The sequence below is a fragment of the Paenibacillus sp. CCS19 genome (genome assembly GCF_033239625.1).
GTDB lineage: Bacteria > Bacillota > Bacilli > Paenibacillales > Paenibacillaceae > Paenibacillus_T.
Map to the genome: position 1 here is coordinate 14,928 of NZ_BTCK01000063.1, position 16,442 is coordinate 31,369.

Annotated in this window: 16 protein-coding genes and 1 other RNA gene; 15 read left to right on the forward strand and 2 right to left on the reverse strand. The window is 51.0% G+C overall.

Features of this window, described 5'->3' with window-relative positions; translation table 11 throughout:
- Window positions 1-36: 36 nt before the first annotated feature.
- Entirely contained in the window at window positions 37-1,713 is a 1,677-nt protein-coding gene (argS, locus tag SBI19_RS27135; RefSeq protein ID WP_317972659.1) for an arginine--tRNA ligase, read from the forward strand.
- Window positions 1,714-1,829: 116 nt separating this feature from the next.
- Here the strand turns inward: argS and SBI19_RS27140 are convergent, their stop codons facing one another.
- Window positions 1,830-2,963 (reverse strand): S8 family peptidase, encoded by a 1,134-nt coding sequence (locus tag SBI19_RS27140; protein ID WP_317972660.1) that lies wholly within the window; start codon window positions 2,961-2,963, stop codon window positions 1,830-1,832.
- Window positions 2,964-3,323: 360 nt separating this feature from the next.
- Between SBI19_RS27140 and rpoE the strand changes: the two genes are divergently transcribed.
- From rpoE to SBI19_RS27210, 14 genes are all read left to right on the forward strand, one after another.
- The gene (rpoE, locus tag SBI19_RS27145) at window positions 3,324-3,902 is read left to right on the forward strand and encodes a DNA-directed RNA polymerase subunit delta (RefSeq protein WP_317972661.1); all 579 of its coding nucleotides are present in this window, start codon (window positions 3,324-3,326) and stop codon (window positions 3,900-3,902) included.
- Between the two features lie 436 nt (window positions 3,903-4,338).
- The gene (locus SBI19_RS27150; protein ID WP_317972662.1) at window positions 4,339-5,943 is read left to right on the forward strand and encodes a CTP synthase; all 1,605 of its coding nucleotides are present in this window, start codon (window positions 4,339-4,341) and stop codon (window positions 5,941-5,943) included.
- Between the two features lie 266 nt (window positions 5,944-6,209).
- Window positions 6,210-6,605 carry a response regulator gene (locus SBI19_RS27155; protein ID WP_317972663.1) on the forward strand — a complete coding sequence of 132 codons (396 nt, stop codon included), beginning with the start codon at window positions 6,210-6,212 and terminating at the stop codon, window positions 6,603-6,605.
- Between the two features lie 447 nt (window positions 6,606-7,052).
- Entirely contained in the window at window positions 7,053-8,321 is a 1,269-nt protein-coding gene (locus SBI19_RS27160; RefSeq protein ID WP_317972664.1) for a UDP-N-acetylglucosamine 1-carboxyvinyltransferase, read from the forward strand.
- 102 nt (window positions 8,322-8,423) lie between these two features.
- The gene (gene rho / locus SBI19_RS27165) at window positions 8,424-9,782 is read left to right on the forward strand and encodes a transcription termination factor Rho (RefSeq protein WP_317972665.1); all 1,359 of its coding nucleotides are present in this window, start codon (window positions 8,424-8,426) and stop codon (window positions 9,780-9,782) included.
- A gap of 128 nt (window positions 9,783-9,910) precedes the next feature.
- Window positions 9,911-11,167 carry a radical SAM family protein gene (locus SBI19_RS27170; RefSeq protein ID WP_317972666.1) on the forward strand — a complete coding sequence of 419 codons (1,257 nt, stop codon included), beginning with the start codon at window positions 9,911-9,913 and terminating at the stop codon, window positions 11,165-11,167.
- A 145-nt stretch (window positions 11,168-11,312) separates the two neighbouring features.
- On the forward strand, window positions 11,313-11,510 hold the full coding sequence (gene rpmE / locus SBI19_RS27175; protein WP_006039625.1) for a 50S ribosomal protein L31: 198 nt from the start codon (window positions 11,313-11,315) through the stop codon (window positions 11,508-11,510).
- 73 nt (window positions 11,511-11,583) lie between these two features.
- The gene (locus SBI19_RS27180; RefSeq protein ID WP_317972667.1) at window positions 11,584-12,021 is read left to right on the forward strand and encodes a hypothetical protein; all 438 of its coding nucleotides are present in this window, start codon (window positions 11,584-11,586) and stop codon (window positions 12,019-12,021) included.
- Window positions 12,022-12,089: 68 nt separating this feature from the next.
- Window positions 12,090-12,355: signal recognition particle sRNA large type (gene ffs / locus SBI19_RS27185), an RNA gene on the forward strand.
- A 194-nt stretch (window positions 12,356-12,549) separates the two neighbouring features.
- Window positions 12,550-14,346 carry a DNA polymerase III subunit gamma/tau gene (dnaX, locus tag SBI19_RS27190; protein WP_317972668.1) on the forward strand — a complete coding sequence of 599 codons (1,797 nt, stop codon included), beginning with the start codon at window positions 12,550-12,552 and terminating at the stop codon, window positions 14,344-14,346.
- Window positions 14,347-14,396: 50 nt separating this feature from the next.
- Window positions 14,397-14,708: a YbaB/EbfC family nucleoid-associated protein gene (locus SBI19_RS27195; protein ID WP_317972669.1), complete on the forward strand. Its 312-nt coding sequence runs from the start codon at window positions 14,397-14,399 to the stop codon at window positions 14,706-14,708.
- 99 nt (window positions 14,709-14,807) lie between these two features.
- Window positions 14,808-15,407 carry a recombination mediator RecR gene (gene recR / locus SBI19_RS27200; RefSeq protein ID WP_317972670.1) on the forward strand — a complete coding sequence of 200 codons (600 nt, stop codon included), beginning with the start codon at window positions 14,808-14,810 and terminating at the stop codon, window positions 15,405-15,407.
- Between the two features lie 162 nt (window positions 15,408-15,569).
- Entirely contained in the window at window positions 15,570-15,854 is a 285-nt protein-coding gene (locus SBI19_RS27205) for a DUF2508 family protein (RefSeq protein WP_317972671.1), read from the forward strand.
- On the forward strand, window positions 15,851-16,114 hold the full coding sequence (locus SBI19_RS27210) for a pro-sigmaK processing inhibitor BofA family protein (protein WP_317972672.1): 264 nt from the start codon (window positions 15,851-15,853) through the stop codon (window positions 16,112-16,114). Before SBI19_RS27205 ends, SBI19_RS27210 begins: the two co-directional genes overlap by 4 nt.
- Here the strand turns inward: SBI19_RS27210 and SBI19_RS27215 are convergent.
- The coding region (locus tag SBI19_RS27215; protein WP_317972673.1) for a hypothetical protein at window positions 16,106-16,442 on the reverse strand (337 nt) is incomplete at its 5' end. The two genes, SBI19_RS27210 and SBI19_RS27215, sit on opposite strands and share 9 nt — an antisense overlap.

A 16,442-nucleotide genomic window follows, 5' to 3' on the forward strand; every position in this document is an offset into this window, starting at 1 on the left:
AGCGATAAGCCTTATTTAATCTTAGGAGGTTCACCTATGTCCAACGCAATCGATCAATTATATGACAATGTCAAGAAAGCTATTGCCGAAGCAGTCGTTGCTGCCGGCATCGTTGCTCGCGAAGAGCTGCCGGAGTTCGTGCTCGAAGTGCCGCGCGACAAATCGCACGGCGACCTTGCGACGAACGCTGCCATGCAGCTGACGAAGATCGCCAAGCGCAATCCGCGCCAGATCGCCGAAGCGATCGTTGCGAATTTGAACGGCGCATCCGCTTCGATCGAATCGGCCGAAATCGCAGGCCCGGGCTTCATTAACTTCCGCCTGAACAAGAACTACCTGTATCCTGTTGTCGGTGAAGTGCTAACATCGGGTGACAACTATGGCCGCGTACAAGATAACGCAGGCAAGTCCATTGAAGTGGAATTCGTCAGCGCTAACCCGACAGGCAGCCTGCACCTTGGCCATGCCCGCGGCGCCGCAGTTGGCGACGCGCTGTGCAACGTGCTCGACTTCGCTGGATATGACGTAACGCGCGAATACTATATTAACGATGCCGGCAACCAAGTTGCGAACCTGGCTTATTCGATCGAGGCTCGCTATAAGCAAGCACTCGGCCAAGAGGCGGCTATGCCGGAGGACGGCTATCACGGCGCCGACATCGTCGGCTTCGCGGAAGAGCTTGCGAAGCAGGAAGGCGATCGTCTGCTGTCGCTGCCGGACGACGAGCGCTTTGCATTTTTCCGTCAGTATGGTCTGGAACGTGAACTCGACAAAATCAAACGCGACCTCGGACGCTTCCGCGTTAATTTCGACCTGTGGTACAGCGAGACGTCGCTGTACGAGCAAGGTCTCGTTGAGCAAGGTCTCGACGCGCTTCGCGCAACAGGCCATGTTTATGAAGAAGAAGGCGCAACTTGGCTTAATACGACGCAATTCGGCGATGACAAAAACCGCGTGCTCGTGAAGAACGATGGCTCCTACACGTACCTGACGCCAGACATCGCTTACCACCGTGTCAAATACGGCCGCGGCTATGATCAACTCATTAATATCTGGGGTGCTGACCATCATGGTTACATTCCGCGTATGAAGGCTGCAATGGAGGCGCTGGGCAACGATCCTGACAAATTGACAGTGCTGATCGCACAGATGGTCAGCCTGTTCCAGAACGGCGAGAAAGTGAAAATGTCCAAGCGTACCGGCAAAGCCGTCACGATGGAAGATCTGATGGATGAAGTCGGCGTCGACGCAATCCGCTACTTCTTCACGATGCGCAGCATGGATTCCCATCTCGACTTCGACATGGACCTGGCTGTTTCGACTTCGAACGAGAATCCGGTATTCTATGTACAATATGCGCATGCGCGTATTTGCAGCATTTTCCGTCAGGCTGAAGAGCAAGGCGTTGCCATGCGTCCACTCGCAGAGATCGACTTGTCGCGTCTGACGACGGAACAAGAATACGACCTGCTTCGCAAGCTCGGCGAACTTCCGCAAGAAATTTCGGACGCTGCTGCAGGTTATGCGCCGCACCGCATAATTCGTTATGTGTACGAGCTGGCTTCGCAGTTCCACAGCTACTACAAAGCGGAGCGCGTCATGACGGACGATGCGGAGCAGACGCAGGCGCGTCTTGCCTTGCTGGCTGCAACGCGTGTCGTTATTGCGAACGTGCTTCGTTTGGTCGGTGTAACGGCGCCTGAGCGCATGTGATTAACTTGTTGACATAAAAAAATGATACAAGGCCTGATGAGCAAGCCGATGCGGCTTCTCTTCAGGCCTTTTGTCCGTTCCTTGCCGGATTCCTCATGGTCATAGCGGCTCCCATATTATTTCTCCATAATTTGAAGCATCTTCGCGATATCAAGCTCTCCGGTCATTCGAGGCGCCTTCTTGCCGCGCAGCGGCTGCATCGAGCGGCGCAGAGCGGCTTTGACCTCGGCGGGGGTCAGGTCTGGATGCTTAGCAAGCAGCAGCGCAACGGCTCCGCTTACATGTGAAGTCGCCATCGAGGTTCCGCTCATCTCATGGTACTTGCCCTTGAGCCAGGAAGACGTAATTTTGTCGCCGGGCGCATAGATATCGATATAGATGCCGCGATTGCTGAACGGTGCAATACGACGAAGTCTCGTTGTGGCGCCGACCGATATCGTCTGCGGATAACGTGCAGGGTAGTCGATCGCCCGCCGCTTGCCGTCGTTGCCTGAGGAAGCGACAATAATGACGCCTGCATTAGCCGCATTAGTCACGGCGCTAAGCAGAGCCTTGCTCCGCGATTTCATCCCGAAGCTCATGTTAATAATGTTCATCCGGTTTCGCACACACCAGTCGATCGCGAGTATAATATCGGAGACATAGGCGCTTCCGTTATGATCGAACGCCTTGATCGGATGAATGAGGGAACGAGGCGCAACGCCGATCATTCCCTGCAGCTGATTAGCCGCTGCGATTGTGCCCGCGATATGGGTGCCATGTCCATTGTCATCATGAGGCAGCAGACTGCGATTGAGCAGATTAATACCCCGCGCCAGCGAGCCGCGAAGATCGGGATGGTTGAAGTCGACGCCTGTATCCACGACGCCGATTCGAATTTTGTGACCGGTTGTCGTACTCCAAGCCTGCGGCGCCTTAACGTGCGCAACGCCCCAAGGGATTCCTTTCTCGGGAGCAGGCACCCGCGATGTCACGCTATGAATGCGGACACGCTGGTCCGTCTCCACCCATACCCGCCCGTCGAATCGACGATGCGGGCTGTCATCGGGGATTGGACAGGATATCGCTTGAATAATGCCCATTTGTCTGACCGATTGAAGCGTCGACACCGAGCTCTTCATTTCCGACCATTCGTGAACGAATCGGCGAAAGTCTTGGGTGTGTTGAAAACGGATGATTCTCTTTTTATGGCTTGCGCCTTTTTCGGTCATCGTACCCTGCAGCCAACGGAGAAAAGCGGTGGTGTCCAAATTACAGGTCCCCTCCCGACGACGATGCTGCAGTATTGTATGAACGAGCGGTAAGACCCGTATGAGCAAGTGACCTTTTTTCATATAATTAGGCTTGAAACCGTGTCAAAAAGCGGAACAGGACATAGGATGGTGTAAGAGCCAATGAAGGTCTCTTATCATCCCGGAAGGCGGAACATAGACACCCCGACCGGAAGGATACAGTCAAAGCGAAGGGGGCATGCCCTTCGCTTTTTGCGCGTGGACGAGCTTATAAGCTTGCATTTTGTATGGAAATAGGTTTTACTATAGGTTGATACGGAAACAATCGTAAATGAACGGGTTTTCGACGATATTGAGGTAGCGGGAGGATGGGTCAGGATGAGCAGCGATTTCGCCGCAAAATGGGACCGCGAGCAGATTCAAGAAATGCCGATGGTGGACCTGGCATTCGAAGTGTTGAAAGCAACCAACACCCCGATGTATTATCGGGACTTGATGATGGAGATAGCTAAGATCCGCGAACTGGATCCGGACAAGATTAATGATGTCATTGCGCAAGTATATACAGAGATCAACGTTGACGGACGCTTTGCGTGTGTCGGCAGCAACAATTGGGGCTTGAAGCGCTGGTATCCGATCGAGCGCAACGAAGATCCGATTACGAATGCCAAACGTCCTCGCATCATTAACGATGATGACGATCTGGACGATGAGGATATTTACGCGGATGAGGAAGAAGAATCGTACACAGCGGATGAGGACGATTACGATTCCTACGATGAGGACCGCGAGAACTTCGAAGAGAACGAAGAAGAAGCGGAAGTCGATGAAGACGTGGCAATCGACGACGAAGAGATCGAAGAGGATTCGGAGAGTGAAGAACTCGGCGAAGACGAAGGCGACGATTTCGACGGCGATGCTGACGACGGCGACGAGGATGACGACGACGATAACTAATCGCGGCGGCGGCTTTGTGCTCCCTACCAATGGGCGTACGAAGCCGCTTTTTTAATTCCCGGAAGCGGGCTGCAGACGTTTCATCTTGCCTTTGATGATTACTTGACAGGCCTTCTCCCAGAAGGTAAACTATTGCATGGGCTTCTGATGAAGGATAAGAATTTGTTAACGTACACGCGTTGTGATGTTCTTACTATCGTCACAACTTGTATATCTACGAGAACGAAAGTGCCCCGTGGACACGGGTGTCACTTTTTTTATTTTGCCAACTAACATAGGACGCCGTCCGATTATCGGACGGCGAAACCTTTTTCTCGTGAGGCAATCATCTTTGTTCCATAATTTGGACGGCATTCCTTTGCAGCATACAGCGCTGATTCGCGCGAGATTAGGCAAACCTAAACATTAACATAGGAGCTTGGAGGGTATTGGTACAGTGACTAAATACATTTTCGTAACAGGCGGCGTCGTGTCTTCTCTTGGTAAGGGCATTACGGCGGCATCTCTTGGCAGACTGCTTAAGAACCGTGGTCTTAAAGTAACGATTCAGAAATTTGATCCTTATATTAACGTTGACCCGGGTACGATGAGCCCTTATCAGCACGGCGAAGTATTCGTAACGGATGACGGCGCGGAGACGGACCTTGACCTGGGGCACTACGAGCGTTTCATCGACATTAACCTGTCGAAGAACAGCAACGTAACGACCGGCAAAATTTATTCGACCGTTATTTCGAAGGAACGCCGCGGCGAATATTTGGGCGGTACGGTTCAAGTTATCCCGCACATCACGAACGAGATCAAAGATCGGATTTTCCGCGCAGGCAAGGAAGCGGGCTCTGACGTCGTCATTACGGAAATCGGCGGTACGGTTGGCGATATCGAAAGCTTGCCGTTCATGGAAGCGATTCGCCAGATCAAGAGCGACATCGGTCGCGATAACGTCATGTACATCCACGTTACGCTTATTCCTTATATTAAAGTAGCAGGCGAAATGAAGACGAAGCCGACGCAGCACAGCGTCAAAGAACTGCGCAGCATCGGCATTCAACCGAACGTGATCGTCTGCCGTACGGAGCAAGAACTGCCGGACGACATGAAACGCAAGATTGCGCAATTCTGCGACGTGGATGCGAACGCTGTTGTAGAATGCCGCGATGCTTCGACGCTGTATGAAGTGCCGCTCATGCTTCGCGAGCAAGGTCTCGACGATATCGTTGTGAACCATCTGAAGCTGACGACGACGCCTCCGGACATGACGGAGTGGGAAGCGCTTGTGAAGCGTGTGAAGTCGCTGCATAAGAAGACCGAGATCGCAATCGTCGGCAAATACGTTGCGCTGCATGATGCATACCTGTCGATCGTTGAGTCGCTTGGACATGCAGGCATCGCGCTTGAATCCGATATCGACATTCGCTGGGTCAACGCAGAAGAAGTGACGGACCGCAATGCAGCTGATCTGCTGCAAGGCGTGCACGGCATTCTCGTTCCAGGCGGCTTCGGCGACCGTGGTATCGAGGGTAAAGTAGCGGCGATCCGCTATGCCCGCGAGAACAATGTGCCGTTCTTCGGTATTTGCCTCGGCATGCAAGTTGCGGTAATCGAGTATGCACGTAACGTTTGTGGTTTGGACGATGCGAACAGCTCGGAGATCAATCCTTCTACGCCATATCCGGTAATCGATCTTCTGCCAGATCAGAAGGACATCGAAGATATGGGCGGTACGATGCGCCTTGGTCTGTATCCGTGCAAGCTTCTGCCAGGTTCGGTTGGCATGAAGGAATACGACGACGAGCTCGTGTACGAGCGTCACCGTCACCGGTACGAGTTCAACAATGAGTACCGCGAGCGCATCGAAACAAGCGGTCTCGTCTTCTCGGGTACGTCCCCTGATGGCCGTCTGATCGAAATGGTTGAGCTTCCGAACCATCCATGGTTCTTGGCGGTGCAATTCCATCCGGAGTTTACGTCCCGTCCGAACCGTCCGCAGCCGCTGTTCCGCGGATTCGTTCGCGCAGCGCTGAACTATTCGAACCAATAAGCACTACGTTCTAATACCGCCTATGCATCCTAACGGAGTGCATAGGCGGATTTTTTTGTCTTTTTTTGTTGGAATAAGGTGAATAGTTGAACCGTCTTTGGCGTGATTTTCACTGGTTTGTTGTTCTTCTTCAAAATCTAACAACACATGTAATTCCTTTTTTTGAAAAAACGGAAGGAAAATAGGATACGAGATGCGAATAGTATTGTAAAATATAAAAAATGGAATTATCGGGCCAGGTCCGAGGTTTTGTAGGAGGCGGGGAAGTGGAGAACAACAAAGTATTGATCGTCGATGACCAGAATGGAATCCGAGTGCTGTTGATGGAAGTATTCAGCAGCGAAGGCTACGAGACTTACCAAGCTTCCAACGGTAAGCTTGCACTGGAGATTGTTCGGGCTAAGCGTCCTGATCTGGTGCTTCTCGATATGAAGATTCCAGGGATGGACGGACTCGAGATTTTGCGTCATATCAAGACGATCGATGTCGATATCAAAGTGATTATGATGACCGCATACGGAGAGCTCGATATCATTAATGAAGCGCGCGATCTAGGAGCATTGATGCATTTTACGAAGCCGTTCGATATTGATGAGCTTCGATTTGCTGTTAATCATCAGCTCCGTGGTGATTTGAATAGCCGTACGCCGATTGGGACCTAGTTGATAGGTCCTTTTTTGCTGTGCTACAATCCATTTACCATATTCGAGTGCATTGTGATATACTGAATCAGTGTGTCCTAGCACCAGTGATATGATGAATAATGATATGACGTATAGTTCGCATAGAAGCAAGAGAAGTCGTTTAAGAAAAAATCCGTCTGTTCGGCAGCAGCAATCAAGCGTAACGTTCGAAACCATTAAACCGAACGACCGTCCGGGATGGACGGATCGACCATAATGGAGCGGTGCTCCAGCGAAGGAAGGGCTAATCGCCCTCCTTATGCTTGTCAGGCGAAAGTCTCTCCTGCAGCGGATCATAAGTGATTCGCCAGGGGAGATTCGCCATATTCATAGGGGTAATTTCCATTAAAGTTCCTCTTAAGCGGTCGATGTCGTTATTCGCTGTATTTGTTCGCTTTCTGACGGGGGAGGGTTCGAGTTAAAGGCATGGAGAAATTGATGATACGAGGCGGTCGTCCGCTTCATGGTGTAGTACAGATCAGTGGGGCGAAGAATAGCGCAGTGGCGCTTATTCCCGCTGCCATTTTGGCAGAATCGGAAGTTGTATTAGATAATTTGCCGGCGATAAGTGACGTTGCTGTATATAGCGAGATATTGAGGGACCTAGGCGCAGTCGTTGAGCGGAAAGATGATGTCATCCGCATTGATCCGTCCGAGCTGAAGTCGGTACCGATGCCTAACGGCAAAGTGAAGATGCTGCGGGCGTCTTATTACATGATGGGGGCATTGTTGGGACGTTTCGGCGAGGCTGTTATCGGTCTGCCCGGCGGCTGCAATTTTGAACCAAGACCGATCGATCAGCACATCAAGGGCTTTGAAGCGCTTGGCGCTACAGTTGTGAATGAGCATGGTGCAATGCGCATTACGGCGAAAGAACTGCGCGGGGCGAAAATCTACCTGGATATCGTCAGCGTTGGCGCGACGATTAACATTATGCTTGCGGCTTCCAGAGCCAAGGGCTCCACAATTATCGAAAATGCGGCTAAAGAGCCTGAAATCATAGATGTAGCAACACTGCTGAACGCCATGGGCGCGCGTATTAAAGGGGCAGGAACGGAGACGATTCGTATCGAAGGTGTCGATTCGCTTCACGGCTGCCGTCACTCTATTATTCCGGACCGTATCCAAGTGGGCACTTACATGATCATGGCTGCTGCAACGCGGGGCGACGTGACGGTCGAGGGCGTTATTCCGAAGCATATGGAGGCGGTTACGGCTAAGCTTCGCGAGATTGGAGCGATCGTCGAAGAGCTGGATGATGCGGTTCGCATTACTAGCGGAGACCAGCCTTATCATCCCGTGGATGTTAAAGCGCTCGTGTATCCTGGTTTTGCAACCGACCTGCAGTCCCCGATGACAAGCCTGCTTACGCAGGCGAGTGGTGTAAGCGTATTATCCGACTATATCTATGGCAATCGATTCAAGCATGTTCCGGAACTGGCGCTTATGGGTGCCAATATTCGAGTGGAGGGTCGCTCCGCAATTATTGAGGGTGGTCCGCTCAGCTCGGCCAAAGTGCATGCAACCGATCTGCGGGCAGGCGCCGCGCTGGTTATCGCTGGCCTAACCGTTAAGGATGGCATTACAGAAGTGACGGGCGTCGAGTACATTGATCGCGGTTATGATAATTTGGTAGAAAACCTGCGCCGGTTAGGTGCAGATATTTGGCGGGAGACGACTCCTGACGATAAATAGTAGTGGGATACTTGGACAGCGGCGCTATTTTGAATTCGGATGGAATAGCGCCTACTTTTTCAGGCAATGCTTGTAAGCAAAATCGAATAGAGTGGTGAGACTATGGCCGATCTTCAGATCGCTGATCTAGAAGAGTTGAAATTAACGGAACTGTACAAGCTGGCGAAGCAGTATCAGATCCCTTATTACGGACAGTTTAAGAAAAAGGAACTTATTTTCGCGATATTGCGGGCGCAAGCGGAGAAAAGCGGATTTTTCTTCATGCAGGGCATTTTGGACATTTTGCCAGACGGTTTCGGATTCCTCCGACCGATCAATTATTCAAGCAGCAACGAGGATATATATATATCGCAGTCTCAGATTCGTCGATTCGATCTGCGCTCAGGTGACCTCGTATCCGGCAAATGCAGACCGCCCAAAGAAAACGAGCGTTATTACGGATTGCTCCAAGTTAATGCGGTCAACGGTGAAAACCCGGAAACTGCAGCAGAACGTCTTCATTTTCCCGCCCTTACTCCACTTTTCCCAGAGAAGAAACTGGTATTGGAAACAGCCCCTAACAAGCTCTCGACTCGGATAATGGATTTGCTCGCCCCAGTTGGTCTCGGGCAGCGTGGTTTGATTGTAGCTCCGCCGAAGGCAGGTAAGACGTTGCTGCTGAAGGAGATCGCCAATAGCATTTCGAACAATCATCCAGACATTGAGCTTTTTGTGCTGCTTATTGATGAACGCCCAGAGGAAGTAACGGATATGCAGCGTTCGGTCAAAGGGGAAGTTGTCGCTTCGACCTTCGACGAGCTGCCGGAGAATCATATCAAAGTAGCCGAACTTGTGCTTGAACGTGCGCTTCGGCTTGTCGAGAGTAAGAAAGACGTCGTTATTCTGCTCGATAGCATTACACGGCTTGCTCGTGCTTACAACCTTGTTATTCCGCCGTCGGGACGTACGCTCAGCGGTGGTATTGATCCTGCCGCTTTCCATCGTCCGAAACGTTTCTTCGGTTCGGCGCGCAACGTGGAAGAGGGAGGCAGCCTTACGATTCTGGCTACGGCTCTTATCGAGACAGGCTCCCGCATGGATGACGTCATTTATGAAGAATTTAAAGGCACAGGCAACATGGAACTTCATCTCGACCGCCGGTTGGCAGAACGTCGTATTTTCCCGGCGCTCGACATTCGTCGTTCGGGTACGCGTCGCGAAGAAATGCTGCTGACGAAGGAAGAGCTCGACAAAGTGTGGGCGATCCGTAAGAGCATGAACGATTCGATGGAGTTCGTGGACAGCTTCCTTAAGAAACTCGCTGATTCCAAGACGAATGAGGAGTTCCTTATGTCGCTCGACACCTCTTCATTCTCGAACGGATCATCTCATTCAGGAACGAGTACGGCAGGAAGCAGCGGGGGCACGAGTGTAGGCCGCAGGCCGCAGGCTCGCTCGACCGCAACTTCACCGCGTGAATAGAACGTTGGGCAATGGTTTTGTTTGAAAGGTCGTTCACAAAGTCCGTTTTCGCTGAAAAACCGAACGATGTGAACACGCGCTTTGCGAAGTCGGGTTCGGCTAGCCGAACCCTCTTGTAGGAGGACAGCATGAATCTTGTTTATGCAGACGCTGATGGCAACGTATATGACCATCCGACTTGGATTGGTCTTGGACGCAGCGGAGATATGGTTGTTGAACTAATGGAAGATGAGCTTATTCCGCTGCCTGAAGGTGCAACGCTGGTTGGTTTGCCGCATACGCGGCCGATCGGATTGGACCCGAAGAAAGGAACGATGGCGGTACTGCCAGGGGATGTGCAAGCGGTAGGCGCGCTGATGCCGCAAGGCTATACCCGATTGAATATTCCATCTTACGTGAAAACGAATAAAGATGAGAAGTTCCCGCTGTTTGGCTATACGGCTGTCGTATGGAAGGATGGCCAGTTTTATGTTGCGGCTGAGGCTACGGACGATCCGGAACGGTGGAATCCGCTCAACTGCGATCGTCGTGATGTAGCCAGTGGCGTAGAGCTGCTAACGACAAAGTATCCGGAGAACCGTCTCTATAAGCATTTATCGAACTGTGCGCTTGGTTACGAGTGTCTGACTTCGTCCAATACATTCCTGCAGCGGTGGGAAGGCGGAGTTCCGGTCTCGTATTCTTGTAATGCAGGCTGCTATGGCTGCATCTCGGAACAACCTGACGACAGCGGTTTTGTAGCGCCGCAGACGCGGATGAACTTCCGTCCGACCGTCGAAGAGATTGTGCAAGTAATGATGGAACAGCTCATTACGCCGGATGCGATCATCAGCTTCGGGCAAGGCTGCGAAGGCGAGCCTTCCACACAGGCGAAGATCATTATTGAGGCTATCAAAGAAGTGCGCAGCCGCACTTCGAATGGTTTTATCAACATTAATACGAACGCGGGTCTGACGGATCACATTCGCGGAATCGTTGATGCAGGTCTTGATCTCATGCGCGTCAGTACGATCAGCGCGTTGGATGATCATTATAATGCGTACTACAAACCGCGTGCCTATACGCTCAAGAACGTAGAGAAATCGCTCAAGTATGCGACGGATAAAGGCGTGTACACCTCAATCAACTACTTGATTTTCCCAGGTGTAACGGACCGTGAGGAAGAGATCGAAGCGATGATCGGCTTCGTCAAGCGGACAGGGTTGAAGCTGATCCAGATGCGGAACCTGAACATCGATCCTGAGAGTTATCTGGAGCTCATTCCGAAGCCGCAGGGCGAGATTTACGGCATGAAGCAGATGATGGATATTTTCCGCGATGAATGCCCGGATGTAGTGATCGGTTCTTATACGCATATTCCACCGGATAAGCTTAGAGGCAAATAGCAGCAATAACCAGATTATTCGGCATAAGCTTGACATAGGATATACATGTCATTGCGCAGGTCGAATGACACGTGCTATAATCACCGTTGTATGTGCTACTTACTCTGGATTCGCATGTAATCCAGGGCGGAAAGAGGTGAACGAGATGAAACAAGGTATTCATCCAACGTACCATGTAACGACTGCAACGTGTGCTTGCGGTAATACGTTCGAGACGGGTTCGATCAAATCGAATCTTCGTGTCGAGATTTGTTCCGTATGCCACCCGTTCTTCACTGGTAAACAGAAGTTTATCGATGCAGGCGGTCGTGTGGACAAGTTCAAAAAGAAATACGGCATCTAATATTCTGTCTCAAATTGGCAGAATACAACGACCTCCCTCAGCCATCCTATGGTTTAAAGGGAGGTTTTTTGTTATGTTCTTGAGTCGATTCGCTCACTCGCGTATACGCAATGGAGCAAGTGGCAAGCTTGTTATCGGGCTGCTCGCTGTCGCGCTTATCGTACTGGAGGCAGGCTGCGGCGGAGGCAGTGGCAAGTATGACAACAAAATGCGTGTGCAGCATTATGGCCATGACGGTTATATGGGATTAACGAATACGAATCCATCGCTACCCAACTCGCCGCACAGCTTGACGATTAAGAATGATGTAGACTTCGTCGATCAGAAGCTGCGCGAGCTGAAGGGAATTGAACGTTCGCGCACCGTCGTTGATGGCTCGCGGCTTACGGTAACGATCGATGCAAGTCCGGGCTTGAATGCCGCTGAGCGCGAACAGTTGAAGCAGAAGGCGTCCGCAGTCGTTCAGCAGAACATGCCTCGATATGAAGTGGATGTTCGAGTGACGCCTTAATTGATTAAATTATGTAACTTTTCCCGAGAGGTTGCACTTTGGGTTTCAATCGTCTATACTTAGTTTTACCGTGCTAGACGGGGAGGTAGCGGTGCCCTGTAACTCGCAATCCGCTGTAGCGAGGTTGAATTCCTACTTGAGGTTATGCACTGCGAGGTTTGGTCTTTGTGAACAATGTTGACAGTTGGGTCCCTCGCAATGGGCATCTGTGAACCCGGTCAGGTCCGGAAGGAAGCAGCCGTAAGCAGACACGTTCATGTGTTGGGGGAGTGCCTGACTCGAGTTGGAATCAAAGGTGCCACTCGGATCGCATGTATCGGGAGTAGGTGCACGGTACCTACTTATATAAGAGCCATATCCGGCTGCGCATTGAATGGTTGCATACCATGATGCGCGGGCCGGATTTTTTGTATCTATTGTTTGTTACACATGAATGATAAGGTGCAATATGTTTGTTTTGTTGCTGCTTGGGTTCGTGTATAATGGAATAATCGGATCGAAATGTCATCGTAGAGAGGATGGGTCCGCATGTCTCACATAGCCTTATACCGAGCTTGGCGTCCCCAGACGTTCCATGACATGGTCGGACAACGGCACATTATCAAGACACTCCAGAATGCGATTCGCGAGAATCGCGTTTCGCATGCCTATTTGTTTAATGGACCTCGCGGAACAGGCAAGACGAGTGCTGCCAAGATTATGGCCAAAGCCGTCAACTGCGAACGAGGACCGGCGCCGGAACCGTGTAATGAATGTGCTGCTTGTCAGGGGATTACTGCTGGCACGGTCATGGACGTCATCGAGATTGATGCCGCTTCCAACCGCGGGATTGACGAGATTCGCGAAATCCGTGATAAAGTTCGTTACGCCCCGTCCGAAGTTCGATATAAAGTGTATATTATTGATGAAGTGCATATGCTGACGACCGAGGCATTCAATGCACTCTTGAAGACGTTAGAAGAGCCGCCGGGTCACGTCATCTTCATCTTGGCAACGACGGAGCCGCATAAGCTGCTGCCGACAATCATATCGCGTTGTCAGCGGTTCGATTTCAGACAAGTATCTCTCGAGGAACAGACCGAGCGTCTTCGTCTCATTTGCCAGGAGGAAGGTATACAAGCTGAGGAAGAGGCGTTGTCTTATATTGCGCGTCTGTCCGAGGGCGGTATGCGTGACGCGATCAGTCTGCTTGAACAATCGGCAGCTTTCGGCGGCGAGTCGATAACGCTCGAAGGTGCTGTAGATGTTACAGGTGGATTGGCTGCAAATCAATTCGCTCAATTAGCCGAAGCTGTTCGAGACCGGGATGCGGGCGCGATCCTGCCGCTTGTCGAAGGCTTGATGCAAGCAGGCAAGAGCGCAGAGAAGTGCATGGAGAACTTTATTTATTATTTCCGTGATCTTCTCGTATTGAAGCTGGCGCCGCAGGCTGGTGCATCCACTGAACGCATCGTGGATGACGAGCGTTTCCGTGAGATGGCTCAGGCTTTCACAGCTGAACGGTTATTCCGCATGATCGACGTATTGAACCGTTATCAGACTGACATGAAGCATGCGCTGCAGCCCCAAACGTTATTTGAGGTTGCGCTGATGAAGCTTTGTACGATGAATGAGCAAGGTGAAATAGTCGAGCGGAATGCTGCATCCGGCGGAGGAGCATCCTCTGGAGGTTCGCAGACAGGAGCGGCTGCTAGTGGCGAAGTCACTCGTTTGCAGCGCCAAGTGGAGGTGCTCGAGAACAAGCTTGAGCAGCTGCTTCGCAACGGAGTTGCTGCAGCTGGTGCGGGTGAAGCGGCTGGAGCCAATGCTGGCAATGCGAACCGACGTGGCGGCGGTGCAGCGCGAGGAGCTTTTGGTTCTACAGGCGGAACGGCCTCGATCGGCAAGCCGAAGCTGGAGCCTTTTGCAGCGGCGATGAACGGGCAAGCCATTTCACAAATTCGGATGCGGTGGGGAGAGCTGCTTCAACGAGTCAAGGATGCGAAGATTACCGTCCATGCCTGGCTGGTTGATGGAGACCCTGTCTCTGCTGCGGACGAAACGGTGCTTGTTGCTTTCAAGAGCATGATGCATCGGGAGACGACGGAGAAGCCGGCCAATCGCGAGCTCATTGAACATGTGCTGCGGGAAGTGTTCGGCAGACCGATTCGGCTTGCGACTGTCATGATGAAGGATTGGCAGGCTGCAGCTGAGGGCGGCGCTCGACAGGAAACAGCTGAGACTTTGCAGCTTGAACCTGATGATGAACCAGCGTCCAAACCAGAATGGGTCGAAGAAGCATATAAAATGTTTGGAGACCAGCTTGTCGAACTCAAGTCCGATTAGGTAGAATAGCGTTATCGGCGATATCTTATAATTCTCACGAGGTGAATGATATGACAAATATGCAGCATATGATGAAGCAAGTGAAGAAGATGCAAGAGCAAATGCTCAAAGCGCAAGAACAACTCGGCACGAAGACGATCGAAGGAACGGCGGGCGGCGGTGTTGTAACCGTACAAGTTAACGGCCACAAGCAAATTCTCTCGATCAACATCAAGCCAGAGGTAGTAGATCCAGAAGACATCGAGATGCTTCAAGATCTCGTGATGACGGCTGTGAACGATGCGCTCGCGAAAGCGGAAGAGCTGGCTAACGAAGATATGAGCAAATACACGGGCGGACTGAAAATTCCTGGCCTGTTCTAAGAGTAGAAGATGTGCCTAATGTTAGGATGACAGGCGGCCTGTCGGACCCGCATACCGCGACCGACAGGCCGTTTGCCGCTTATAGAGGAGAGAACGCTCATGTATTATCCTGAGCCCATAGCCAAATTGATCGACGCCTTCACTCGGCTGCCGGGCATTGGTCCGAAGACTGCCGCTAGGCTTGCGTTTCATGTGCTTCGCATGCAAGAGGACGATGTGATCGATTTTGCCAAAGCGCTTGTCAGTGTCAAACGGAATCTTAGCTATTGTTCGGTTTGCTGCAACATTACAGATACGGACCCATGTCGAATTTGCCAAGACAATACGCGTGATCGATCTGTGATTTGCGTCGTGCAGGAATCGAAGGATTTGGTTGCGATGGAACGTACCAAGGAATTTGAGGGCTATTATCACGTATTGCAAGGTGCGATATCGCCAATGGAAGGGATCGGGCCGGATCAAATTCGTGTTGCGGAGCTCCTGCAGCGATTAAGCGATGAACGCGTACAAGAATTGATTCTCGCAACTAATCCCAACATTGAGGGAGAAGCAACGGCGATGTATCTTTCTCGATTGGTCAAGCCTTTCGGCATTCGTGTTACGCGTATCGCGCATGGCTTACCAGTCGGCGGCGATCTCGAATACGCCGACGAAGTGACGTTGTCGAAGGCGCTCGAGGGTCGTCGGGAGCTTAATTAATAGCTTAATTTATTATTAAATGCCGCATTGTCCGTTAAGGATGGTGCGGCATTTTTATTTTATCGCATCGTGGAAGTAGTTACCCTCTGTGTTTGCGTTCTAAGCGTTGGCTAGTGTTCATACATTGTGTTGAGCAAGTATGGACGAGCGGAGGGGATATATATGAGGTTGAAATGGTGGGGACAGAAGAATGATCAAGCATTGGACAAGCAGAAACGGCGTGAAGTGTCTCAAGAAGTGTGGGATCTGAAGATCGATATTGACGAGGCGCGCAAAAGCTGGCTAAGTGCAACTCGATTTTTTCAATATGCCGTGGAGCAGGATGAGGTCGATTATGCCGTGTATTACTTAATGGCAGCGGAGCAGAGGTATTCTATGCTTGTTAGACGAGCAAAGGCGCTCAAGGATGTAAATTGGCCAGCATGGACAAGGAGTGATGAACGATGAAATGGTTCTGGACAGCATTACTGGTTGTTTCCTCGCTGTCATTGCTTATTGTTCTGTTTAGGAATCGCAATTCTCTTGAGTTTCTCCGCAGATTCGCGCTGCATCTTATACTCGCTGCGCTTGCGCTGTATGCAGTTAATTACTCTGGCCTGCTTAGCGGATGGGAAATCCCGCTTAATGTAACGACCGTTGGAACGGTGATGGTGCTTGGTCTTCCGGGGGTGGCGCTGATAGCTGGTTTGAAAGCTGTATTATTCTAAGGTCATTGGTTGGTGAGGTTGACCTGGTCGTAGGCGTTGTGATAAATTAAGGGCCTCGTCTTGTGGACGGGACACAGCAATTGAGCATTGCAAATTCACTTGAAAATCAATTTGAAAAAGTGCTTGCAATGGGCTGATCGCCTGTGATATATTATAAAAGTCGCCGCTGAACAACAGCGAGACATGAAATAAATAAATGCTTGCACGACACGCAATCATCTGATACAATGATGAACGTTGTCGAAACAAGATGAATAAGAAATGCTTGACACACTGATTAACATCTGATAAGATGTAAAAGTTGTCGAAATTGTTCTTTGAAAACTGA